The 21639-nt window shown below is 64.6% G+C and carries 23 protein-coding genes; 11 read left to right on the plus strand and 12 right to left on the minus strand.

Annotated features, from left to right (window positions below; translation table 11 throughout):
* The first annotated feature begins 123 nt into the window (after positions 1-123).
* The 4 genes from AC0QTX_RS06335 to AC0QTX_RS06350 all read left to right on the plus strand — a co-directional run bounded on the left by AC0QTX_RS06335 (position 124) and on the right by AC0QTX_RS06350 (position 2812).
* A complete protein-coding gene (locus tag AC0QTX_RS06335; protein WP_474602987.1) occupies positions 124-735 on the plus strand; it encodes a 50S ribosomal protein L25/general stress protein Ctc in 612 nt (203 codons plus the stop codon).
* Positions 736-822: 87 nt separating this feature from the next.
* Positions 823-1434, plus strand: a complete 612-nt coding sequence (gene pth / locus AC0QTX_RS06340) for an aminoacyl-tRNA hydrolase (RefSeq protein ID WP_474602988.1) — start codon at positions 823-825, stop codon at positions 1432-1434.
* Between the two features lie 46 nt (positions 1435-1480).
* Complete coding sequence (ychF, locus tag AC0QTX_RS06345) at positions 1481-2578, plus strand: redox-regulated ATPase YchF (protein WP_474602989.1); 1098 nt, start codon at positions 1481-1483, stop codon at positions 2576-2578.
* Positions 2579-2659: 81 nt separating this feature from the next.
* Positions 2660-2812, plus strand: coding sequence for a hypothetical protein (locus tag AC0QTX_RS06350; RefSeq protein WP_474602990.1), 153 nt, complete (start codon positions 2660-2662; stop codon positions 2810-2812).
* A gap of 9 nt (positions 2813-2821) precedes the next feature.
* On the opposite strand, the gene AC0QTX_RS06355 is transcribed toward AC0QTX_RS06350, so the two are convergent.
* Both AC0QTX_RS06355 and AC0QTX_RS06360 read right to left on the minus strand, forming a co-directional pair.
* Entirely contained in the window at positions 2822-3244 is a 423-nt protein-coding gene (locus AC0QTX_RS06355) for a group III truncated hemoglobin (protein ID WP_474602991.1), read from the minus strand.
* A 111-nt stretch (positions 3245-3355) separates the two neighbouring features.
* Positions 3356-4549, minus strand: coding sequence for a hypothetical protein (locus AC0QTX_RS06360; RefSeq protein WP_474602992.1), 1194 nt, complete (start codon positions 4547-4549; stop codon positions 3356-3358).
* A 214-nt stretch (positions 4550-4763) separates the two neighbouring features.
* Between AC0QTX_RS06360 and nfi the strand changes: the two genes are divergently transcribed.
* The 3 genes from nfi (at position 4764) to AC0QTX_RS06375 (ending at position 9948) form a co-directional block, all read left to right on the plus strand.
* Positions 4764-5432: a deoxyribonuclease V gene (gene nfi / locus AC0QTX_RS06365; RefSeq protein WP_474602993.1), complete on the plus strand. Its 669-nt coding sequence runs from the start codon at positions 4764-4766 to the stop codon at positions 5430-5432.
* A 134-nt stretch (positions 5433-5566) separates the two neighbouring features.
* A complete protein-coding gene (locus AC0QTX_RS06370; protein WP_474602994.1) occupies positions 5567-8761 on the plus strand; it encodes a PQQ-dependent sugar dehydrogenase in 3195 nt (1064 codons plus the stop codon).
* Between the two features lie 185 nt (positions 8762-8946).
* Positions 8947-9948: a MaoC family dehydratase gene (locus AC0QTX_RS06375; protein ID WP_474602995.1), complete on the plus strand. Its 1002-nt coding sequence runs from the start codon at positions 8947-8949 to the stop codon at positions 9946-9948.
* Positions 9949-10067: 119 nt separating this feature from the next.
* Here AC0QTX_RS06375 and AC0QTX_RS06380 read toward each other — a convergent pair whose 3' ends face one another.
* The 6 genes from AC0QTX_RS06380 to petA form a co-directional block, all read right to left on the minus strand.
* Positions 10068-10613, minus strand: coding sequence for an adenine phosphoribosyltransferase (locus AC0QTX_RS06380; protein WP_474602996.1), 546 nt, complete (start codon positions 10611-10613; stop codon positions 10068-10070).
* A 69-nt stretch (positions 10614-10682) separates the two neighbouring features.
* Positions 10683-11567: an S-methyl-5'-thioadenosine phosphorylase gene (locus AC0QTX_RS06385; RefSeq protein WP_474602997.1), complete on the minus strand. Its 885-nt coding sequence runs from the start codon at positions 11565-11567 to the stop codon at positions 10683-10685.
* 64 nt (positions 11568-11631) lie between these two features.
* Positions 11632-12252 (minus strand): hypothetical protein, encoded by a 621-nt coding sequence (locus tag AC0QTX_RS06390; RefSeq protein ID WP_474602998.1) that lies wholly within the window; start codon positions 12250-12252, stop codon positions 11632-11634.
* Between the two features lie 76 nt (positions 12253-12328).
* Positions 12329-13213 (minus strand): cytochrome c1, encoded by an 885-nt coding sequence (locus AC0QTX_RS06395; RefSeq protein ID WP_474602999.1) that lies wholly within the window; start codon positions 13211-13213, stop codon positions 12329-12331.
* 23 nt (positions 13214-13236) lie between these two features.
* Positions 13237-14517: a cytochrome b gene (locus AC0QTX_RS06400; RefSeq protein ID WP_474603000.1), complete on the minus strand. Its 1281-nt coding sequence runs from the start codon at positions 14515-14517 to the stop codon at positions 13237-13239.
* 25 nt (positions 14518-14542) lie between these two features.
* Positions 14543-15091, minus strand: a complete 549-nt coding sequence (petA, locus tag AC0QTX_RS06405) for a ubiquinol-cytochrome c reductase iron-sulfur subunit (protein WP_409564828.1) — start codon at positions 15089-15091, stop codon at positions 14543-14545.
* Positions 15092-15362: 271 nt separating this feature from the next.
* Between petA and AC0QTX_RS06410 the strand changes: the two genes are divergently transcribed.
* Positions 15363-15842 (plus strand): tRNA (cytidine(34)-2'-O)-methyltransferase, encoded by a 480-nt coding sequence (locus AC0QTX_RS06410; RefSeq protein ID WP_474603001.1) that lies wholly within the window; start codon positions 15363-15365, stop codon positions 15840-15842.
* Between the two features lie 11 nt (positions 15843-15853).
* Positions 15854-16750, plus strand: a complete 897-nt coding sequence (hemF, locus tag AC0QTX_RS06415) for an oxygen-dependent coproporphyrinogen oxidase (RefSeq protein ID WP_474603002.1) — start codon at positions 15854-15856, stop codon at positions 16748-16750.
* Here the strand turns inward: hemF and AC0QTX_RS06420 are convergent.
* From AC0QTX_RS06420 to AC0QTX_RS06435, 4 genes are read right to left on the minus strand one after another with little or no spacing between them, the layout of a single operon-like run.
* Positions 16747-17994, minus strand: a complete 1248-nt coding sequence (locus tag AC0QTX_RS06420) for a CCA tRNA nucleotidyltransferase (protein WP_474603003.1) — start codon at positions 17992-17994, stop codon at positions 16747-16749. The two genes, hemF and AC0QTX_RS06420, sit on opposite strands and share 4 nt — an antisense overlap.
* Entirely contained in the window at positions 17991-18248 is a 258-nt protein-coding gene (locus AC0QTX_RS06425) for a DUF6111 family protein (RefSeq protein WP_474603004.1), read from the minus strand. Before AC0QTX_RS06425 ends, AC0QTX_RS06420 begins: the two co-directional genes overlap by 4 nt.
* Positions 18245-18883, minus strand: coding sequence for a CoA pyrophosphatase (locus AC0QTX_RS06430; protein ID WP_474603005.1), 639 nt, complete (start codon positions 18881-18883; stop codon positions 18245-18247). Before AC0QTX_RS06430 ends, AC0QTX_RS06425 begins: the two co-directional genes overlap by 4 nt.
* The gene (locus AC0QTX_RS06435; protein WP_474603006.1) at positions 18883-19482 is read right to left on the minus strand and encodes a DUF1285 domain-containing protein; all 600 of its coding nucleotides are present in this window, start codon (positions 19480-19482) and stop codon (positions 18883-18885) included. Before AC0QTX_RS06435 ends, AC0QTX_RS06430 begins: the two co-directional genes overlap by 1 nt.
* A gap of 201 nt (positions 19483-19683) precedes the next feature.
* Between AC0QTX_RS06435 and AC0QTX_RS06440 the strand changes: the two genes are divergently transcribed.
* Positions 19684-20700, plus strand: a complete 1017-nt coding sequence (locus AC0QTX_RS06440; protein ID WP_474603007.1) for an AAA family ATPase — start codon at positions 19684-19686, stop codon at positions 20698-20700.
* A 10-nt stretch (positions 20701-20710) separates the two neighbouring features.
* Positions 20711-21637: a DUF58 domain-containing protein gene (locus AC0QTX_RS06445; RefSeq protein ID WP_474603008.1), complete on the plus strand. Its 927-nt coding sequence runs from the start codon at positions 20711-20713 to the stop codon at positions 21635-21637.
* Positions 21638-21639 lie beyond the last annotated feature (2 nt).

Here is a 21639-nt window from a genome sequence, read left to right on the forward strand (position 1 = left end):
TTATAAGCCGCCTCGCGCCCGCTCGACACCCTTGGAGGCACGGGCGCTGACCTCATGGCCGCCGGTAGGTTTCAGGACCTTGGCGGCCATCGGTTTTTCCACTCAATCTATAGGACCACGACCATGAGCGAAGTAAAGCAAATCAAGGCCGTGGCGCGCGACCGGGCCGGCAAGGGGGCCGCCCGGGCCGTTCGTCGCCAAGGCCAAGTTCCCGCCGTCATCTACGGAGCCGGCCAGCCGGCCCAGGCGATCGCCCTCGACTTCAACCAGACCAAGCAGCTGATCTTCGCCGGTCACTTCCTCACCACGATCTTCGAGATCGACGTGGACGGCCAGACGATCCGCGCCATCCCGCGCGACTACCAGCTCGACCCCGTCCGTGACTTCCCCGTCCACGTCGACTTCCTGCGCCTCTCGCAGGGTCAGGCGATCAAGGTCGTGGTTCCGGTGCACGTGGTCGGCCAGGAGAAGAGCCCCGGCGTAAAGCGCGGCGGCGCGCTCCAGATCGTCGAGCACTCGGTGGAACTGCTCGTTCCGTCCGACTCGATTCCGGACTACATCGAGGCTTCGGTCGACGGTCTCAACATCGGCGACTCCGTCCACCTCAACGACATCACCCTGCCGAACGGCGCCAAGGCGACCTCCACCGAGAACGTGACCCTCGTCACCGTCGTGGCCCCGACCGGCCTCACGGAAGAGGATGCGGCTCCGGCTGCTGAAGGCGCTGCCGCCTAAAGGCTCTGATCGGGCGTTCAAGCCCATCGATCGGCTTCGACGCTCCGACCGCAAGGCCGGAGCGTTTCTTATGAGCAGGACCAAGCGATGCGCCTCTTCGTCGGCCTCGGCAATCCCGGATCCCGCTACGCCAGGAACCGCCACAATATCGGTTTCATGGCCGTGGACGAGATCGCGCGCGTGCACAATGCCGGCCCCTGGCGCAAACGCTTCCATGCGGAGGCCGCCGATGCCGTGATCGGGGGCGAGAAGGTGCTGCTGATCAAGCCGCAGACCTACATGAACCTGTCCGGCCAGGCGGTGGGAGAAGCGCAGACCTTCTACAAGATCCCGCTTCATGACGTGACGGTCTTCTACGACGAGCTCGATCTGCCGCCGGCCAAGCTGCGCGTGAAGATCGGCGGCGGCAATGCGGGGCATAACGGCCTGCGGTCCATCTCGGCCCATTGCGGCAACGATTACCGCCGGGTGCGGCTCGGCATCGGTCATCCCGGCCACAAGGCCCTGGTGCAGAGCCATGTGCTCGGCGATTTCGGAAAGAGCGAAGAGGCCTGGGTCGATGACCTGTGCCGGATCATCGCGGACAGCGCCGCCCTTCTCGCAAAGGCTGAGGACGGCAGCTTTCAGAACAAGGTCCACCTCGCCATGGAGGCGAGAGGCTGGACGGACGTGAAACGGCCCGGAGAAAAGGCCACCTAGTTCAGGAATCACGCCGGCGAACGCCGGCTATGCAAGGAGTGAGGCCATGGGCTTCAAAATGGGCATCGTCGGCCTGCCGAACGTGGGCAAGTCTACCCTCTTCAACGCCTTGACGCAGACGGCTGCGGCGCAGGCCGCCAACTACCCGTTCTGCACCATCGAGCCCAATGTGGGCGACGTGGCGGTGCCGGACGACCGGCTCGACCAGCTCGCATCCATCGCCAGCTCCGCGCAAATCATTCCGACCCGCCTCACCTTCGTGGACATCGCGGGCCTCGTGCGCGGCGCGTCCCGGGGCGAGGGCCTCGGCAACCAGTTCCTGGCCAATATCCGCGAGGTCGATGCCATCGCCCATGTGGTGCGCTGCTTCGAGGATACGGATATCACCCACGTCGAAGGCAAGATCGACCCGATTGCCGACATCGAGACCATCGAGACCGAGCTGATGCTGGCCGACCTCGACAGCCTCGAGAAGCGCGTGACCGCCCTCGAGAAGAAGGCCAAGGGCAACGACAAGGAGGCGAAGGAAACCCTCGACCTCGTCAACCGGACCCTGCCCCTGCTGCGCGAGGGCAAGCCCGCCCGCATGGTGGAGCGCAAGGTCGAGGAGGAGCGCCTGTTCCAGATGCTGGGCCTCCTCTCCTCCAAGCCCGTCCTCTACGTGTGCAATGTTGAGGAGGCTTCTGCCGACCAGGGCAACGCCTTCTCGGCCAAGGTTTTCGAGCGGGCCAAGGAAGAGGGCGCGAAGGCGGTCGTCGTCTCGGCCAAGATCGAGAGCGAGATCGCTGTTCTGCCGCCCGATGAGCAGAAGGACTATCTCGATGCGGTCGGTCTCACCGAGCCCGGCCTCAACCGGGTGATCCGCGCCGGCTACGAACTGCTCGGCCTCATCACCTACTTCACCGTCGGCCCCAAGGAAGCGCGCGCCTGGACCATCACCAAGGGCACCAAGGCCCCCGGCGCCGCCGGGGTGATCCACACGGATTTCGAGAAGGGCTTCATCCGGGCCGAAACCATTGCGTACACGGATTACACCGGCCTGAAGGGCGAGGCCGGCGCGCGCGATGCGGGCAAGCTGCGGTTGGAGGGCAAGGAATACGTCGTCCAGGACGGCGACGTGATGCACTTCCGGTTCAACACGTAAACCTGTCGGAATCCTGAACGCAGGCTTTTTCGCCCGTTCAGGGCCATGGTGCGACAAAGCCTGCATGGAGGTTGACGTCCCATGCAGGCTTTCTTCGAAACGTTCTTGTCCCCCGGCTTCGGCAGCGCCGAGTTCTTCGTCGGCGTGCTCGTGGCCTGCGGCTTTCTCATGATCGGCATCTCGTCCCTGCTGCCCAAGCGCGGCGATGAAGAGCTCGAGTGGTGGGAGCGGTAGCTTAAAGCCCTAAGGCAGCCGCAGGGCTTTCGGTCCGATTCCGAGGCCGATCTGCAGGCTCTCGGCGATCCTCCCCGCCCGATCCACGAAGAAAGCCGCCACTTCAGGCTCACAGATCTCCCGAGCCGTCGCCTCGAACAGGGACAACCAGCGCGAGAAAAGCTCGGGCGTCAGGCTCATTCTCATATGGGCCGCCTGCGGCTTGCCCTGGTAGCGCCCTGACCTCAGGGCGATCGAGGACCAGAAATCCACCATCAGGGCCAGGTGCTGGCTCCAGCGGCCGGAGAGCGCCGTGTGGAAGATCGGCCCGAGCTCCGGATCGCGGATCACCCGGTCGTAGAACGTCTCCACCAGTTCCCGGATCATCTCCTCCGTCACGCCCTCGGCCGGGCTGATGATCGGGATGCTGCGCCCTGTGGCTGAATGCGCCAAAGCGGATCTCCTCAAAAACAAAAAGGATGGAGCATCATGCCTCCATCCCGTTCGGTCATTCCTTGCGAAAGATCAAGCCGGGCGGCTCATGAGCGGCCCGGCTTGTAATACTCAGTGGTGGCTGTGGTTCTCAGGCTTGGCCTGAGGCCCATGCGGGTATTCCTTGCTGTGCGAGTGGGTGGTGAGTTCCATCTGCTGCCCGGCCTCATACGTGGCGCCATAGAACACGCCGTGCAGCCCCCAGTATCCGCTCACCAGCACCACGAGGGCGACGGCCAGACCTGCAGGAACCGAAGCCAGGCTGCCGAAGCGCGGCAAAGCATTCGGCATCTTCACGGCAACCGCCTTGGCCTCGCGGCACGGATCGGCGGCGACCAGGAAGAGGGCCGCCATGATCAGGGCGTGGCCGACGAGGTCGATGCGGCCGAACGGATAGACCGCGGTGAAGAAGATCGCCAGCAGGGCCACGGCCGAGAGACGGCGCACCAGCGGGGTCCAGAGCAGGCCGAAGCCCATGGTGAACTCGGCGACGCCGGCCATCGGGATGAACACGTCGCGCGGCATGCCGAAGGTCAGGAAGGGCTTCTCCTCCACGAGGGGATAGAACCAGTCCGGATAGGCGAACTTCTCGAGCGACGACCACATGAGCGCAATCGCGATGCCCCAGCGCAGGGCCAGGAACCGGCGGGCGCGCCACTTCTCGTTATCGGACGAGGCCATCACCAGATAGGCCGCGACCGCAACGCCGAGCGCCAGATAGTCGAGCAGGTGAAACAGGTCGTATTCACGCAGCGCCACAACCCACAGGGTGATGATGCCGGCCGCCGCAATCGGCATGGTCCGGCGCGAGAAGACGCACATGGCGATCAGCAGCTGCGCCCAAGAGATGAGCTCGTAATCCGTCTTGAGGTCGGGGGTGAGATAGATGCCGCCGACGGCGAAGATCGCCACGAAGAAGCCCCCGATGGAGACCCGCATGAAATCGTCCGCGCGGCTCCAGAGCGGAGCGCTGACCCGGTCGAGCCCCGACTGGACGCCGCGGCCGATAAAGCCGCGCTCGACCATGAGGGTGGCGAGGAAGAAGGCCAGCACGAGGCCGATGCCGGTCCAGAACCACGCATTGGTCAGGGTGGCGGAGATCGGCTGCGGCGCGGCATCGACGATGTAGGGGGCGAACCACTTCACATGGGCTTCGGCCGGCAGTGCCCAGAGGCCGGCGCCGAAGGCCGCCAGACCGGCCGCGGCGCGCTTTCCTGTTTCCGGCTTAACAGTCACGATGCCGTTCGTGGCAAATACGCGAGACATGACATCCTCGTTGTTGGACTTATCTTTAGGATGGGAAGGGATGTACACCCATCCGACCGAGGACAACATTCAGACAATGCCCCTAAGGGACATTGCGTAGCCGGCCCTCAGGCTTGGCCATAGGATCGCCGCGGACAGGGCACGTGTCCTGGGACAGGGAGGGATCGATCCCCAACCTTGAGCGTTGTGCCTTCGTCCTCTTCGATGCCGGATCATGAAGCTTCACCATCGCCACGACTGGAACCTCTCGCCTTCCGAGGCCATCGCCCTGCAGCAGGAGCTGCGCGGGGAAGTGATCTCCGACCGACCCATCGCCCTCGACAGGGTCGAGCTGGTGGCGGGCGTGGATGTGAGCGTGAAGAACGAGCACTCCCAGGCGGCCATCGTGGTCGTGACCTATCCGGGCTTCCTGCCGGTGGAAACCGTGCTGGCGCAGCGCCCGACGCCCTTTCCTTACGTTCCAGGCCTTCTGAGCTTCCGCGAGGGGCCGGTTCTCGAAGAGGCGTTCGAGAAGCTGAAAACCGTACCGGACGTCTTCCTCTTCGACGGCATGGGTATCGCGCATCCGCGCCGCATCGGGATCGCCAGCCATATGGGCCTGTGGCTGCAGCGCCCCACTATCGGCTGCGGCAAGACGCTCCTGTGCGGACGCTACAAGGATCTGGCCGAGGAGAAGGGCTCGGCCGCGCCGCTGATCGACCGCAAGGAGACCATCGGCGTGGCCCTGCGCACCCGCACGGCCAAGAACCCCATGTTCATCTCCCCCGGCCATCTCGCCGACATCCCCACCGCCGCCGAGCTCGTGCTCCGCTGCTCGCCAAAGTACCGCCTGCCCGAGCCGATCCGCCTAGCGCACAACGCGGCGGGGAATTTTTCGCCTTGATTGCTGCCAAACGCCGCAGCGCCCACAAACCCTGACCTTTCGTCAGCATCCCTCTCCGTTCAGAGAGTTGTCGCCCACGCGTGCCTCCGCGACAGATGGACCGAAGAAAATCTCTTCACTATGGGGCAATTGTTATGGCGACTTACCGCGGCACCTCTGGCTCGGACACACATACCGGCACTGATCGGGCAGATGAGATCTACGGCTACCCGGAGGCAGGAGTTCCGCCGACAACGGAAGTCGCGGGAGGGCTTTACCGGCCAGTTCTTGTTACGGCACCAAAGGGCGATACAGATCGCCTGTTCATTGTCTCGCAAGGCGGAAGAATCACTGTTCATGACCTCACAGACCCGCAAGCGAAACCAAAAGATTTCATAGTAATCCCAGATCCTCTAATCGACGGCAATGATGAGGCTGGTCTTATAGGGTTTACCTTCCATCCGCAGTTCGCCACGAACGGCAAGTGCTACGTGAACTACACTGAGGAGGGGAGCCGGGAACAAGTCATTGTCGAGTATACGATCGACTTGAATAGCACGCGCATCCCGCCAGCTCACACCACTCGCAAGATCATGACGATCGACTACCCGGATAACACGTCCCATCATCGAGCTGGATGGATCGACTTCGGGCCGGACGGCATGCTCTACATTGCGACAGGTGATGGATGGAGGAATGAAAACGGTGAACTTAACGGAAACGCTGCTCAGACCCTCGTCAATTCTGACGGCTCGATCAACCACCTCGGCAAGATCCTTCGCATTGACGTGAATGGCGATGATTTCGAGGGAGATGCTGATCGCAACTACCGGATTCCAGATGGCACCGATGGCAAGCCGGCCAACCCGACAGAATTCCAAGGCGTTAATGCGGAGTTACCGCACCCCTCTGAAATCTGGGCCATCGGTCTGCGCAACCCTTGGCGTGCTAGCTTCGGACCGGACGGCAAGCTTTACGTCGCCGATGTGGGTCAGGACACCTACGAAGAAGTCAATATCGTAGAGGCCGGGAAGAACTACGGCTGGCGCGTTGCTCAGGTGGCTGATGGTCCTCAGGCTGAGCCTGAAGGCACTGATCACTATACAGATCCTTACCACTACTATGGCCGCGGTATCGGGCAGTCAGTTACAGGAGGTTACTTCTATGATGGCGCTGGCGATCTGGATGGAAAGTATATTTTCGCCGATTATGTAGCCGGCAAGATTTTTGCCATGGATGTCGGCGAGAGCATCCCTACAGTCCAAGATGTCACGAATAGGTTCAAGGATGCTCAAGGAGCGTCAGTCGATTTCGGTCAAATCTCTTCGTTCGGATTGGACGGGCAAGGTAACCTATACGTTGTCAGCTACGCACAGGGCTGGGGGCAAGAGAACACAGGCAAGATTTTCCGCCTGAGCGACAACACGCCTGTTCAGGACGAAGGCGACCTCCTGAGCGGTGACGGCGGCAACGACACCATCTATGGCGGTGGCGGCAACGACACCGTTCATGGTGGTGCCGACAACGACCGCCTCTACGGCGAGGCCGATGACGATCAGCTGTATGGCAATGCCGGAACGGACACCCTTTCAGGTGGCGCTGGGAACGACAGTTACTACGTGGACGGTAGCGACACGATCGTTGAAGACGCGAGCAGCGCTGATATAGATAAGGCTTGGGCTCTGGAGTCCTTTACCTTGCAGGCAGGCCAAGGCATCGAGTGGCTTGAGGCTTCCAGCGAGGCTGCGCTGGATCTAACCGGCAACGAGCTCGGCCAGTTCATCAAGGGCAATGCTGGCGCCAACCGTCTCGACGGTAATGGCGGCACGGATATTCTGATAGGCCTGGGTGGCAACGACATCTACATCGTCGATGGCGACGATATGATCGAGGAGGCTGCAGATGCGGTCGGAGGTACCGATACCGTGATGTCGACGGTGAGCCTCAGCCTTACCGGCACGATCGCGAATCCCGATCAGTACAAAAATGTTGAGAACCTCACACTACTTCGCACAGCCATAGAGGGCACCGGAAGCGATCTCGACAACCATATCATCGGCAATGATGCGGACAACGTTCTCGACGGCTACAGCGGGAAAGACATACTGGAAGGCCGCGACGGCAACGACACCTACTGGATCGATGGGCAGGAGGATGTCATCATCGAGGCTTCCGCCAAAGGCACGGATACGATCATGGCCATGGCGGACTATGCCCTGACCGACGAGATGCATGTGGAAATCATGCGCGCCGTGGCCGGTAACGACGTTGATCTGACGGGCAACAAGTTCGGCAACGCGGGCGACAACGCCATCGACGGCCGTGGCGGAGAGGATACGGTGGTGTTCACTGGTGGCCGCAACGACTACACAATCACGCGTGTTGCGGAGAACTCCTACACCATCACCGATGATAAGAATCGCGACGGAACCGACAGAATCACCGGCGTGGAGTTCTTCAACTTCAACGGTCGCTTGATACAAGCGGCGAGCCTACTCAACACGGATCCGACAGACATCAAATTGGTAGGCGACGCCGTGCAGGAAAACACTCTGACCGGCCGCGATATCGGCACGTTCTCCGCTACCGACACGGCTGGCGACAATCTTTCGTACCAGCTCACCAATGACGCCGGAGGCCGCTTCAAGGTCGACGCTAAGACAGGTGTTCTCGAAGTGGCGGACGGCGTGCGGCTGGATTATGAGCAAGCAAGGTCGCATACCATCGAGGTGCGGATCACCGATCAGGACGGTGGAACTGCCACTAAGATCTTCGTGATCGGGATCCAGGATCAGTCCGATGAAAATGCCACCGGTAGCGCCCTGGGCGATCTGATCCTCGGCGGGGCCGGCCGGGACACCTTCTCCGGCGGCGGCGACGACACGCTGAACGCCGGCGCGAGCCATGACCGCCTGAGCGGCGATGCGGGCAACGACTCGCTAATGGGCGGCGCGGGCAATGACGTGTTCAACGGCGGCGACGGCAGCGACCGGATGATCGGCGGCACGGGCAAAGACACGTTCACAGGCGGCAAGGGCCGGGACGTGTTCGTGTTCGACGACCGGAAGACGGGCTCGTCCAAGACGAAGGCGGATTACATCACCGACTTCCGCGGCAAGGAGGGCGACAAGCTCGACCTGCGGGCGGTGGACGCCAACACGAAGAAGAGCGGCGACCAGAACTTCAGCTTCATCGGCACGAAGGGGTTCAGCAAGGCCGGCCAGGTGCGCTACGAGAAGACGAAGAAGGAGACTTACGTCTACCTGAACACGGATAACGACAAAGCCGCCGAGGCCGTGATCAAGCTCAAGGGCTCCATCGACCTCAGCAAAAGCTGGTTCGTGCTCTGATCGTCGTCTGAACGGACGAGATTCTCGCATCCTACGAGGGGACGGGCCTGGCCCGTCTCCTTCTGCTTTGCGGCATCGAACTCACCCCTCGGGCGGCGCACCGGCGACAGGCCGGGGGTGCGCTGGCGGGGCCTCCCCCTGAAAGGCCCGTTGTGCTAAGGGCAGGCCCCGATAGGGGATTGCACATGCGCACGTTCGAAGATCTGCCCGCCGGCTTTGCTCAGACCCTCGGCCCGCTCCATGTGTCGAAGGACGACATCCTGGCCTTCGCGCGGGAATACGATGCCCAGCCCTTCCATGTGGATGAGGTTGCGGCCAAGGATTCCTTTGTCGGCACCCTGATCGCCTCGGGCTGGCACACCTGCAGCCTCAACATGCGCCTCGTGGCCGATGGGCTGCTGCTGGATTCCTCCGCCATGGGCGCTCCGGGCATCGAGGAGGTGAAATGGGTGAGACCCGTGAGGCCGGGCGATACCCTGCGCTCGCGCGTGAAGGTCCTGGAGAGCCGCATCTCCAAGAGCCGGCCCACGCTGGGCCTCGTGCAGCTCCACTTCGACATGGTCAACCAAGCCGACGAGACCGTGCTGACCCAGACCAACTGGGTGATGTTCGCCACCCGCAATGCCGAGCCCTTCTCGGGCGGAGCCGTCTCGCCCGATGCCCGTTCCCGGTCCGGCCACCATCCCCAGCGGGGGATTCCGCCGATCTCCTCAAACCCCTATTTCGAGGATCTCGTCATCGGCGAGACGGAGGAGCTGGGCTCGTATACCTTCACGCCCGACGAGATCGTCCGTTTCGCGAGGCAGTTCGATCCGCAGCGTTTCCATGTGGATGCGGAGGCCGCAAAGAGCAGCCTGTTCGGCGCGCTCTGCGCCTCCGGTTGGCACACCGCGAGCGTGTGGATGAAGCACATGGTCGGCCATCGCGACCGGATCCGCGCCTATGCGCTCGCCCACGGCCAGAGGCCGGCCCGGCTCGGCCCCTCCCCCGGCTTCTCCAACCTGAAATGGCTCAAGCCCGTCTATGCGGGCGACACGATCACCTACCGCACCACCGTGACGGCCAAGCGCCCCTCCGCGTCCCGCCCGGAATGGGGCCTGGTGTTCCACCACAACACCGGCACCAACCAGCACGGCGAGGCGGTTTTCGCCTTCGACGGCATGGTGTTCTGGGAAAGGCGGGGGTGAGGCGTTCTCTTTGGTGTCATTCCCGGCCGGAGCGCAGCGGAGGGGAAGGGAATCCACCCGTACTCTCGGCGCTATGGATCCCCTTCCCTGCCTGCGGCCGCCGGGTATGACATCTGATCTCAATGCCCCTCGAAGCTCACGAGGCTGCGCACCTCGACGCCGAGATCGCGCAGCTTCGCGGCGCCGCCGAGATCCGGCAGGTCGATGATGAAGCAGGCGGCGACGATATTGGCCCCCATCTGGCGCAGGAGCTGAGTGGCCGCGACTGCCGTGCCGCCGGTGGCGATGAGGTCGTCCACGAGGATCACGCGCTCGCCCTCACCGATGGCATCCGTGTGGATCTCCATCTCGTCGACGCCGTATTCCAGCGAATAGGCGATCCGCACCGTCTCGTGGGGCAGCTTGCCCTTCTTGCGGATCGGCACGAAGCCGGAGGACAGCTGGTGGGCTATGGCGCCGCCGAGAATGAATCCGCGCGCCTCGATGCCCGCCACCTTGTCGACGCGACCGCCCGCGAACGGATGAACCAGCTCATCCACGGAGCGCCGGAAGGCCCGCGCATCGCCCAGCAGGGTCGTGATGTCCCGAAACACGATGCCCGGCTTCGGGTAGTCCGGGATCGAGCGGATCGCGGCCTTCAGGTCGGTGAGGAGACGCTGGTCCATGGGTTCAAGCCTGCCTGGGTGTCGGGTGAGAATGGATCCGTGACGGGTGGGCGCGCAAGGCGCCGGCGATCACGCTTTTGAGGGGTTTAGCACCCGGCCCGCCACCGCATCCAACTTTTTCAGGAGATCAGGATTGCGGGCGGAGGGAGCGGTCATGATGGCGCCGCCCAGCGCCCGGTCGGAGCCTGCGGGGCACGGCTCGTGCTCGGCCGGGAAGTCGCGGGCCACGCGGGCGACGAGGCGCGCGACCTTGGCGGCGTTCTGCTGCGCCACCGCCACGACGGAGGCCACGTCCACATGGTCGTGCTCCGGGTGCCAGCAATCGTAATCGGTCACCATGGCGATGGTGGCATAGGTGATCTCGGCCTCGCGGGCGAGCTTGGCCTCCGGCATAGCCGTCATGCCGATCACGTCGTAGCCGAGCCCCTTGTAGGTGATCGACTCGGCGTATGTTGAGAATTGCGGCCCCTCGATGCACACGAGCGTGCCGCCGAGCGCAAACGGGATGTCCTCGGCCAGAGCCGCATCGGCGATCCGCTTCCGCAGCAGGGGTCCGACCGGATGGGCCATGGGCACATGGGCGACGCAGCCCCGTCCGAAGAAGGAGGTCTCTCGCTTGTGGGTGCGGTCCACATACTGGTCCACCAGCACGAAGAAGCCGGGATAATACTCGTCCTTGAACGAGCCGACGGCGGAGACCGAGATCAGGTCGGTGACGCCCGCCCGCTTCATCACGTCGATGTTGGCCCGGTAGTTGATGTCGGAGGGCGACAGGCGGTGCCCACGCCCATGCCGGGGCAGGAACGCAATCGCCGTGTCGCCGATGCGGCCGATGCGCAGCACATCCGACGGTTCGCCCCAGGGAGACCCGATGCGCTCCTCGCGCATGTCCTGGAGGCCAGGCAGGTCGTAGACCCCCGATCCGCCGATGATGCCTAGAACCGCTTTCGCCATCTCGCCCTCGCCTGCCTGGTTGTTGTAAGCCCGTCATAGCCGAGGAACGCCTACGTCCCAAGCCTCACCTCCCGGTCAGCGGGATCGAAGCGATCTCCTCGGTCATGAGACAGGGAAAGAGTGTTTCGCGAACGAGCCTGATGTGCCTCACGGGTGCCGCGATGGACACGGGAAGGCTCTCGATGAGCCTGACCGTGTCATCCGGAACGGAGGCTTTCGTCTGAAAGCGCGCCAGGGTCGAGTGGATCAGATCGTACAGTATCGGTTCCTGGCCGGGCGGCGGGGGAATGTCGCTGACGATTTTGCCCCGGATGGCGCTGATCAGGCCGGTGTCCTCGGCCGCGGTCGCAATGATGGCGGTGTCGGTGACCTTGAGACGGGAAAAATGCAGCTTCAGCGCCTGATGGCCGTGGCAAAGCTCCTCCAGAAGGCGCTGGCTCCGTCCGGCAATGTCCTGCCAGTAGGCGCCCTTGTCGAAGGCTCCCCTGACTGGAACCAGCGGATAGATGGTGACATGCAGCGCCGGCCTGGGCCCCACATGCAAGGGTTCCGGCCAGTGCTCGGCAATCGCCCTCTGCACCTCTTCGAAAGCCTCCCGCGTGTCAGGCTCAAGGCTCGGCTGAACGTGATAGGCGAGGCAGGGCAGGCCCCAGAGGTCATCGGCAATCGTCTGCAGCATGGCCATCGAGATAAGGCTGCTCGGAGAACGTGTCACCCGAAAAGAAAAAGGCCCCGGAAGCCGGGGCCTTGATCGTCGCTTCTTACGGGTTGTGCGTCATCGGGGGCGTTGCGTGGCCTTCGACCTCGCCGCCGACCCGGGCCCAGATCTTCTTCTTGGTGAAGTAGAGCAGGCCAGCGAGCACGATCAGGAACAGCATGACCTGGAAGCCGAGGCGCTTGCGGGCCTCGAGATGCGGTTCCGCCGCCCAGGTGAGGAAGGCCGTCACGTCGCGGGCGTACTGGTCAACCGTTTCCGGAGCCTGGGGCTGGCCGGCCTCGTTCTTCGGGTACTCGACCTGACCGTCATTGATCGGCTTCGGCATCGCGATCACGTGGCCAGGATAATACTCGTTGTAGTGCCCGCCCTCCGGCACCGTGAAGCCCTGCGGGGCCTCATGATAGCCGTTCAGCAGCGCTACGAGGTAATCCGCGCCGTTCTCGGAGTACTGGCGGAACACGTCCGTGATCCACCAGGGGAAGCCGCGCTCGTAGGTGCGGGCCTTGGCCATCAGGGACAGGTCCGGCGGAGCCTTGCCGCCATTGGCCGCCGCCGCCGCGTTCTCGTTCGGGAACGGCGACGGGAAGCGGTCGGCCGCGCGGCCGGGACGCTCGAACATGTCGCCGGCATCGTTCGGGCCGTCCTGGATCTTGTACTCGGCCGCCAGGGCACGAACCTGACCCTCGGAGAACTCCGGACCGCCGGGCTGGGACAGGTTGCGGAAGGCGACGTAGCTCAGGCCGTGGCAGGAGGCGCAGACCTCCCGGTAGACCTTGAAGCCGCGCTGGAGCTGAGCCCGGTCGAAGGTGCCGAAAGGTCCCTGGAAGCTCCACTTGAGCTGCGGCGGGACCGGAGTCTCGCCGGCAGCGAAGGCCGGAGCGGAGAGGCCGAGAACGGCCGCAGCGATGAGAAGGGTACGCTTCATCATGATGTTTTCCTCAACGCTCCCGTTCAGCCCTTGGACTGCGGCTCGGCATTGGCGCCGGCCGGCATGCCAGCCCCGCCCTTCTGCACGCCCATGACGGATTCGAGGATCGAATTCGGCAGCGGCAGCGGACGCTCGACGAAGCCGAGCACCGGCAGGACGATCAGGAAATGGGCGAAGTAGTAGACCGTGCAGATCTGGGAGGCGATCACGTACCAGCCTTCGGCCGGGCGGGAACCGAGCCAGCCGAGCACGACGCAGACACCCACGAACACCCAGAAGAACTGCTTGTAGAGCGGGCGGTAGGCGGTGGAGCGCACCTTCGAGGTGTCGAGCCAGGGCATGAAGACCCAGATCACGATGGCCGCGCCCATGGCGAGGACGCCGCCGAGCTTGTCGGGAATGGCGCGCAGGATCGCGTAGAACGGCAGGAAGTACCATTCCGGCACGATGTGCGCGGGCGTCACGGCCGGGTTCGCCGGGATGTAGTTGTCCGCATGGCCGAGGTAGTTGGGCATGTAGAATACCCAATAGGCGAAGAATATCAGGAACACGACGACGGCGAAGATGTCCTTGATTGTGGCGTAAGGCGTGAACGGAACCGCGTCCTTGCCCGACTTGATCGGAATGCCCGTCGGGTTGTTCTGGCCCGGCACGTGCAGCGCCCAGATGTGCAGGGCGACGACGCCGGCGATCATGAAGGGCAGCAGGTAGTGCAGGGAGAAGAAGCGGTTCAGGGTCGGGTTGCCCACCGAGTAGCCGCCCCAGAGGTAGCTCACGATGGTCTCGCCGACGAGCGGGATCGCCGAGAAGAGGTTGGTGATCACGGTGGCGCCCCAGAAGCTCATCTGGCCCCAGGGAAGCACGTAGCCCATGAAGGCGGTCGCCATCATGAGGATGAAGATGATCACACCGAGGATGTAGAGAACCTCGCGGGGCGCCTTGTAGGAGCCGTAGTAGAAGTTCCGGAAGATGTGGATGTAGACGGCGATGAAGAACATCGACGCGCCATTGGCGTGCAGATAGCGGATCAGCCAGCCGTAGTTCACGTCGCGCATGATGTGCTCGACGGATTGGAAGGCGAGATCGGCGTTCGGGGTGTAGTACATCGCCAGGAACACGCCGGTCACGATCTGCGCGACGAGCATGAAGGCCAAGATGGCGCCGAAGGTCCAGAAATAGGTCAGGTTCCGGGGCACCGGGAAGGCGACGAATGAAGAGTGGACGAGGCCCGCAACCGGCAGGCGGCTCTCGAACCACCGACCGAAGGCGCTCTTGGGAACGTAAGTTGTGGGATGCTGGCTCATGTGTTTCGCCTGATCGTCGCTTAGGTTACGCCGTGGCTTCCTGGCCGATGATGACCTTCGTGTCGGACGCGAAGGCATAGGGCGGGATCGGCAGATTGATCGGCGCCGGACCGCCGCGGACGCGGCCGGAGGTGTCGAACACCGAGCCGTGGCAGGGGCAGAACCAGCCGTTGTACTCGCCCGAATTGCCAAGGGGCACGCAGCCGAGATGGGTGCAGTTGCCGTAGACCACAAGCCACTGCGCCTTGCCGTCCTTGACGCGGGCCGCGTCGGGCTGCGGATCGCGCAGGGAGGCAACGTTGACGTCCGCTGCGGCCTTGATCTCGTCCGGCGTGCGGTGCCGGATGAAGATCAGCTTGCCGCGCCAGAACACCTTCACGATCTGGCCTTCGGCGATCGGCGCCAGGTCGACTTCGACGGGCGCGCCTGCAGCCACCGTCGCCGCGTCGGGCGCCAGGGACTGGACGAAAGGCCACACCAGGGTGGCCCCCCCGATGGCGGCGGCTGCGCCTGTGGCGATGTACAGGAAATCGCGCCGTGTCGGCTCAGCGACATGAGTGGTGGTCTCGGCCACTTGGCTCTCCAGCATTGGTCAAAAAACGAGAACCGCGCATCGGCAATGCCTTGGCAACCCTGGCATTCGGCTCACGAGTTCCGATATGGAACACGACAACGCGCGCGCAATGCGACTGGGAGTCGCCGCGCGGTGGCTCTTTGGCACGGTCAAGCCCGCCTGTCCATAGCCGGATTGGAGTTGTTCCAGGCAGTGGCTCAAAATGCCGCCGGCCCGAAAGCCCTCAAGCCGCTCCCTTGACGGCGAGGCGACTTGCCACGATGACGAACCCATGCCCCGTCTTGCCATCTACCAGCCCGACATCCCGCAGAACACCGGCACCATGCTGCGTCTGGCGGCCTGCCTCGGCGTGCCGGTCGAGATCATCGAACCTGCGGCCTTCGATGTCTCGGACCGCAACCTTCGTCGCTCGGGCATGGACTACCTGAACCACGTGACGATCACCCGCCACATCGCCTGGCGGGCCTTCGAGGCATGGCGGCAGGAGGACAAGGGGCGGCTCGTCCTCGCCACCACCAGAGGGGCGATCCCCTATATGGATTTCGCATACCGGCCCGACGACATCGTCCTGGTCGGGCGGGAATCCGCAGGCGTGCCGGAGGAGGTTCATGGGGCGGCCGATGCGCGGATCCTCATCCCCATGCAGACCGGGATGCGCTCCCTCAACGTGGCCGTGACCGCCGCCATGATCCTGGGCGAGGCCCTGCGGCAGACCCGTTCGTTTCCCAATCCCGCTCCTTCGAAGATGTGAGGCCAGACCTGATGACCGACCAAGCCGCCGTCGCGCGCCTGCAGAATGAGGCCCCCATCTGGTTCGCCCTGCTGCGCGACCGCATCTGCGCCGCCTTCGAGGCGCTGGAGGACGAGGTGACGGCCCCCCTCCCCCCGGAAGCGACGGAGCCCGGCCGCTTCGAGCGCACGCCCTGGGAGCGCAAGGACCACAGCGGCATCCCCGGTGGCGGGGGCGTCATGTCGATGATGAAGGGGCGCGTGTTCGAGAAGGTGGGGGTTCACGTCTCGACCGTCCACGGCGAGTTCGCGCCCGAGTTCCGCGGCCAGATCCCGGGATCGGACCAGGACCCGCGCTTCTGGGCTGGCGGCATCTCGCTCATCGCCCATCCCTGGAACCCGAACGCGCCGACCGTCCACATGAATACCCGTCTCGTGGTGACCACGAAGCGCTGGTTCGGCGGCGGGGCGGACCTCACCCCCGTGCTCGAAAGGCGGCGCGCGCAGGACGACCCGGATACGATCCTGTTCCACGAGGCCATGGAACAGGCCTGCGGCGCCCACGCGCCGGAGGGGTCCTACGAAAAGTACAGGAAATGGTGCGACGAGTACTTCTTCCTGAAACACCGCAACGAGCCGCGGGGCATCGGCGGCATCTTCTACGACTACCACTGGACCGGGAACCCGGACGAAGACTTCGCCTTCACCCGCAACGTCGGCGAGGCCTTCCTCAAGATCTATCCCGAGATCGTGCGGCGCAACGTCGACAAGCCCTGGACGGAGGAGGACCGCATCGAGCAGCAGGTGCGGCGCGGGCGATATGTGGAGTTCAACCTGCTCTATGACCGGGGCACGATCTTCGGCTTGAAGACCGGCGGCAACATCGCGTCGATCCTGTCCTCCATGCCGCCGACGGTGAGGTGGCCTTAAGCCTGCTGCAGCACCCGCCTGAGCAGCTCCTCGGCATAGCTCGCGTCGGTCCGGCAGCCCTCCGCCAGCCAGGCTTGGCGGGCTCGGGCCAGCATTTCGCCGATCCTGGGTCCCTTTGGAACACCCCCTTCGACGAGATCGGCCCCGCGCAAGGGGAAGACCGGCACGGGCTCAGCCCCGCTCCTGTAGCGGGCGAGCGCCTCGCGAGCCCCCTGTTGGACGACCGGAGACGGTTCCCCGGCCGTCGCGGCGAGGACAACCCCGAGAGCCTCGGGCTCGTGATCCGCCGCCAGGCGACGGATGGCCGCGGCATCGAGCGGCAGAGTCCAGGTCTTGAGGAGGCTGAGAAGCCCGGCATAGGAGGCGAGCTTCCTGTGCTCGTCATTGGACAGCCGAAGCTGCTCCCGCAGGCGTTCCGCATCTTCCCCCACCATCGCGGCAAGGGCAGCAAGACGCCAGATCGCGACAGGGCTGTCCCGGTCATCGACGGCCACGCGACCGAGGCGGCCGAACTCGGCGACGCCGCCGATAAGCCCGGTGAGGAACCCGTGGTCAGCCAGGACCAGGATCGTCTCCTCGGCCCGCTTCGCGACGAGAAGCTTGAGGAGTTCGTGCCGGATCCGCTCCTTCGAGAGGATCGCGAGCCCCTGCCGCTCGGCTCCCGAGGCGGCAAGCCCCTCGGCGTCAGGGTCGCCTTGCGCATATTCCGCATGGAAGCGGAAAAAACGCATGATCCTCAGGTAATCCTCGCGGATGCGGGTGCGGGCCTCGCCGATGAAGCGCACACGCCGGGCGGCGAGATCCGCCTCGCCGCCGGTGTAATCGTAGAGCTGTCCGTCGAGCCCCAGGGACAGGGCATTGATGGTGAAATCCCGCCGTCTGGCATCGCGCGCGAAATCGCGCCCGAAATGCACGACCGCATGGCGCCCGTCGGTTTTCACATCCTCCCGAAGGGTGGTGATCTCGAAGGGCTCGCCGTCGACGATCACCGTGATCGTGCCGTGATCGATGCCGGTCGGAACCGCCTTGAACCCGGCCCGCTTCGCCCGCTCCGTGATGCCGTCGGGCAGCATGGTCGTGGTGCAGTCCACCTCGGTGACGGGACGTCCGAGCAGGGCATTGCGCACGGCACCGCCCACGACGCGGGTCTCCTCGGCCCCATCGTTGAAGGCCTCCAGGAGGCGACGCAGTTCAGGGCGCTGGAGAAGGCCCGCCAGCGCCTGCCGACCGAGGGGTTCCGTCACTGGAAATGCCCCGGAATGACGCGCCCGTTCTCGACGCGCGTCGGCACATAGGTGCCTGTCTGGCGCTCGTCCAGCAGGCTTGTGGCAATCAACGAGAGGACGACGAAGCTCAGGCCCGCGATCGTGAGCCAGAGGGACTGGCTGCTCCAGTGCGCCCAGAGCAGAGGATTGCGGCGGCGGATGATGAGGTATGCACCGAAAAGGACGAAAGGCAGAAAGAACAGGACAAGGCCTTGAACGACAGCACGCGTCATGAACCGTAGAGCCTCTCGTAAAGGTTGCGGATGATGCCCGCCGTCACACCCCAGATGTAGCGTCCCTGATAGGGCATTGCATAGTAGCGGCGAAGCCTGCCCTTCCACTCACGGGAATGGAGTTCGTGGCGCCCGGGATCCATGAGGAAACCGAGAGGAACTTCGAACGCGTCGGCCACCTCCTCGTGATTGATGGCAAGCGTGTAGGAAGGCGAGACCCGCGCCACCACCGGCATGACGAGATAGTTCGTTGTGGACAGATAAGCGTCGAGGTAGCCGAGCGGGCTGATGAAGCGGCTGTCGAGGCCGATCTCCTCCATGGCCTCGCGGCAGGCGGCGTCGAGGACGGAGGCGTCGGTCGGGTCGACCCGACCGCCCGGAAAGGCGATCTGCCCCGAATGCTGGCGCAGATGCGCAGCCCGTTCGGTGAGGAGCAGCATCGGCTCGTCGCGCATGACCACAGGCACCAAGACCGCCGCAGGCTTCGGGGACAGAGGGTAAGCCAGGGGCACGTCGTCGAGGCTGTGGTCGCCCCTTGGGTTGGCAAGCGCCTCCTCGGCATGCGGCGGCTCGGGCCGCAGCCGGTCGGCAGCAAGGGTCAGGAAGTCCGGCCCGTCATGGGGTGCAATACGCATCAAGCAATGCCCAGTTCGGACGCCGGAGCGATGGGGAAGAAGGCGCTGCCTGCCGCGACCCCGAAGGCCGCCATCCCATCGAGGCTCTTCTCTTCGCCCATGGCGATGAGATCGAGGGCCAAGCTTCGGGTCACCAGGGCCCACAGTTCCCCTCGAACCTTGACGTAAGGTTTGATGCCGCCGTTCGCGCCCTGCTCGAAGCGCAGAGGATGATCCGGTCCGACCTGCACGAGATCATCCACATTGGTGCGGAATGCGATCTGCCGGCTCTCACCCTCACCCTCCACGGCCATTTCGACGGCCAGGAACGGCGCATCCTCGACCGTAATCCCGACCCGCTCCACCGGGGTCACGAGCACGTAGCGCTCCGGATCCTTGCGCAGAACCGTCGAGAACAGCTTCACGAGGGCAAGCCGGCTGATGGGCGAGCCCATATAGTGCCATGTGCCGTCGGCTGCGATGCGCATGTCGATCTCGCCGCAATAGGCCGGGTTCCAGCGCTCGACCGGAGGTGGGCCTTTCCGCTTTGAATCGGACCCCAGCGCCTCTGTCAGGCGGGCCAGGGCACTTCCGGGTGTGAGTGGCAAAGGATGGGTCATGACGCAAGCGTGAACAGGATTTTCCATTTTCGGGATCGACGAACGGCTGCCGATTGTTACTTCCTAGAGCATAGAGTCCTTAGCTGTCTCGTCCACTCCACACGGGTTCAACGCTGCGGCGCATCGACCCTTGCCTATCGACCAGGATCAAAGGCAGACTAGCTATCGGGGGCACATGCGTATGAGAGGGAGAATGACCTCATGACGGCCAGCATTGCTCAAGCGCCCACCGCATTGGACGACGCGATCATCCGCAACGCGGAGGCGACGCTTGAGACCGTAGGCCGCGCCCGAGAGGCCATTCACACCGTCATCTTCGGCCAGGAAGATGTGGTGGACCTCACCCTCATTACCCTTCTCGCCGGCGGCCATGGCCTTCTGGTCGGTGTTCCGGGCCTCGCCAAAACCAAGCTTGTGGACACGCTGGGTACCGTGCTCGGGCTCGATGCCCGGCGCATCCAGTTCACCCCCGACCTGATGCCTTCCGACATCCTGGGCTCCGAGATTCTCGACGAAGGCGCCGACCGCCGCCGCTCCTTCCGTTTCGTGAAAGGCCCTGTCTTCGCGCAGCTGCTCATGGCCGACGAGATCAACCGCGCCAGCCCCCGCACCCAGTCCGCCCTGCTGCAGGCCATGCAGGAGCATCACGTGTCGGTGGGAGGCGAGCGGCACGACCTGCCGCAGCCCTTCCATGTGCTGGCGACGCAGAACCCCATCGAGCAGGAGGGCACATATCCGCTGCCCGAGGCTCAGCTCGACCGCTTCCTGCTGGAGATCGACGTCGGCTACCCGACCCGCGACGCCGAGCGGCGCATCCTGATCGAGACGACGGGTGCGGAGGATCACAAGCCGACGGCCGTCATGAACTCTGAGGCGCTCATGAACGCGCAGCGCCTCGTCCGCCGCCTGCCCGTGGGCGAGAGCGTCGTCGAGGCGATCCTCGATCTCGTGCGCTCGGCCCGTCCGGAGGCGGATCGGATCGAGGGCGTCAGCGACAAGATCCTGTGGGGCCCCGGCCCCCGCGCCAGCCAGGCGCTAATGCTGGCCGTGCGCGCCCGCGCGCTCATCGAGGGCCGCGTGGCTCCCTCCATCGCCGACGTGGTGGCGCTGGCCGAACCGGTGCTGAAGCACCGCATGGCGCTCACCTTCTCGGCCCGTGCCGATGGAGACACGATCGGAGGCGTCATCGGCCGGCTCACCTCGCGGCTGGCAGGCTAGGATCATCGTCATGGCCCGTGTCCGGGTCCTTCCCGAAAGCGCCCGCTCGCCGGGCCGCGCTGAGACGGAGAACGCGCTCTCCCTCGCTCACCGGATGCCGCGCCTTGTGCTCGAGGCCCGGCGGGTGGCCGCCAACCTTGCGCATGGCATCCACGGCCGTCGCCGCGCCGGCACCGGCGAGACCTTCTGGCAGTTCCGCCCCTTCGTGGCCGGGGAAGCGGCGCAGCGCATCGACTGGCGCCGCTCGGGCCGAGACGACCGGCTCTATGTGCGGGAGCGCGAATGGGAAACGGCCCAGACCGTCTGGTTCTGGATCGACCGCTCCGCCTCCATGGGCTACGCCTCCGATCTCGCCCAGGCACCTAAGATCGAGCGTGCCGTCGTGCTGGGGATGGCGCTGGCCAATTGCTTCGTCGAGGGCGGCGAGCGGGTGGGCATGCTGGGGCTGATGCCGCCGCGCGCGACCCGGCGCATCGCGGAGACCATGGCCCAGACCCTGGTGGCGGACCGCGCTTCTCTCGAGGAGGATCTGCCCCCGCAGGCTGCCGTCGCGCCGCAGCACGAAGCCATCCTGATCAGTGATTTCCTGTCGCCTGTGCGCGACATCGCCACCATGGTCGAGGGCATCTCGTCCCGCGGGGCGCGGGGACATCTGGTCATGATCGTCGATCCCGTCGAGGAGACCTTCCCGTTCCAGGGGCAGGCGGTTCTGCACGATCTCGAGGATGGCCTGTCGCTCCGGATCGGCGATGCCATCTCGTGGGGAAAAGCCTATCGGGTGCGGATCGAGCAGCATCGGGCGGAACTGCAGGAGCTGGCGCGCCGCCGCGGCTGGACAATGACGATCCACCGGACCGACCGGCCGGCGAGCGAAGCAGCGCTTCGCATCATGACCCTGGTCGCGACCTCCCGCGGCGTTGGTGTAGGAGGGCGCTGAGC

It is taken from the genome of Microvirga sp. jy35, from assembly GCF_056148915.1.

Excerpts from the sequence above, each read along its gene's own strand:
- AC0QTX_RS06335 (WP_474602987.1), top strand. The coding sequence starts at position 124 with ATGAGCGAAGTAAAGCAAATCAAGGCCGTGGCGCGCGACCGGGCCGGC.
- pth (WP_474602988.1), top strand. The coding sequence starts at position 823 with ATGCGCCTCTTCGTCGGCCTCGGCAATCCCGGATCCCGCTACGCCAGG.
- ychF (WP_474602989.1), top strand. The coding sequence starts at position 1,481 with ATGGGCTTCAAAATGGGCATCGTCGGCCTGCCGAACGTGGGCAAGTCT.
- AC0QTX_RS06350 (WP_474602990.1), top strand. The coding sequence starts at position 2,660 with ATGCAGGCTTTCTTCGAAACGTTCTTGTCCCCCGGCTTCGGCAGCGCC.
- AC0QTX_RS06360 (WP_474602992.1), bottom strand. The coding sequence starts at position 4,549 with ATGTCTCGCGTATTTGCCACGAACGGCATCGTGACTGTTAAGCCGGAA.
- nfi (WP_474602993.1), top strand. The coding sequence starts at position 4,764 with ATGAAGCTTCACCATCGCCACGACTGGAACCTCTCGCCTTCCGAGGCC.
- AC0QTX_RS06370 (WP_474602994.1), top strand. The coding sequence starts at position 5,567 with ATGGCGACTTACCGCGGCACCTCTGGCTCGGACACACATACCGGCACT.
- AC0QTX_RS06375 (WP_474602995.1), top strand. The coding sequence starts at position 8,947 with ATGCGCACGTTCGAAGATCTGCCCGCCGGCTTTGCTCAGACCCTCGGC.
- AC0QTX_RS06380 (WP_474602996.1), bottom strand. The coding sequence starts at position 10,613 with ATGGACCAGCGTCTCCTCACCGACCTGAAGGCCGCGATCCGCTCGATC.
- AC0QTX_RS06385 (WP_474602997.1), bottom strand. The coding sequence starts at position 11,567 with ATGGCGAAAGCGGTTCTAGGCATCATCGGCGGATCGGGGGTCTACGAC.
- AC0QTX_RS06390 (WP_474602998.1), bottom strand. The coding sequence starts at position 12,252 with ATGGCCATGCTGCAGACGATTGCCGATGACCTCTGGGGCCTGCCCTGC.
- AC0QTX_RS06395 (WP_474602999.1), bottom strand. The coding sequence starts at position 13,213 with ATGATGAAGCGTACCCTTCTCATCGCTGCGGCCGTTCTCGGCCTCTCC.
- AC0QTX_RS06400 (WP_474603000.1), bottom strand. The coding sequence starts at position 14,517 with ATGAGCCAGCATCCCACAACTTACGTTCCCAAGAGCGCCTTCGGTCGG.
- AC0QTX_RS06410 (WP_474603001.1), top strand. The coding sequence starts at position 15,363 with ATGCCCCGTCTTGCCATCTACCAGCCCGACATCCCGCAGAACACCGGC.
- hemF (WP_474603002.1), top strand. The coding sequence starts at position 15,854 with ATGACCGACCAAGCCGCCGTCGCGCGCCTGCAGAATGAGGCCCCCATC.
- AC0QTX_RS06425 (WP_474603004.1), bottom strand. The coding sequence starts at position 18,248 with ATGACGCGTGCTGTCGTTCAAGGCCTTGTCCTGTTCTTTCTGCCTTTC.
- AC0QTX_RS06430 (WP_474603005.1), bottom strand. The coding sequence starts at position 18,883 with ATGCGTATTGCACCCCATGACGGGCCGGACTTCCTGACCCTTGCTGCC.
- AC0QTX_RS06435 (WP_474603006.1), bottom strand. The coding sequence starts at position 19,482 with ATGACCCATCCTTTGCCACTCACACCCGGAAGTGCCCTGGCCCGCCTG.
- AC0QTX_RS06440 (WP_474603007.1), top strand. The coding sequence starts at position 19,684 with ATGACGGCCAGCATTGCTCAAGCGCCCACCGCATTGGACGACGCGATC.
- AC0QTX_RS06445 (WP_474603008.1), top strand. The coding sequence starts at position 20,711 with ATGGCCCGTGTCCGGGTCCTTCCCGAAAGCGCCCGCTCGCCGGGCCGC.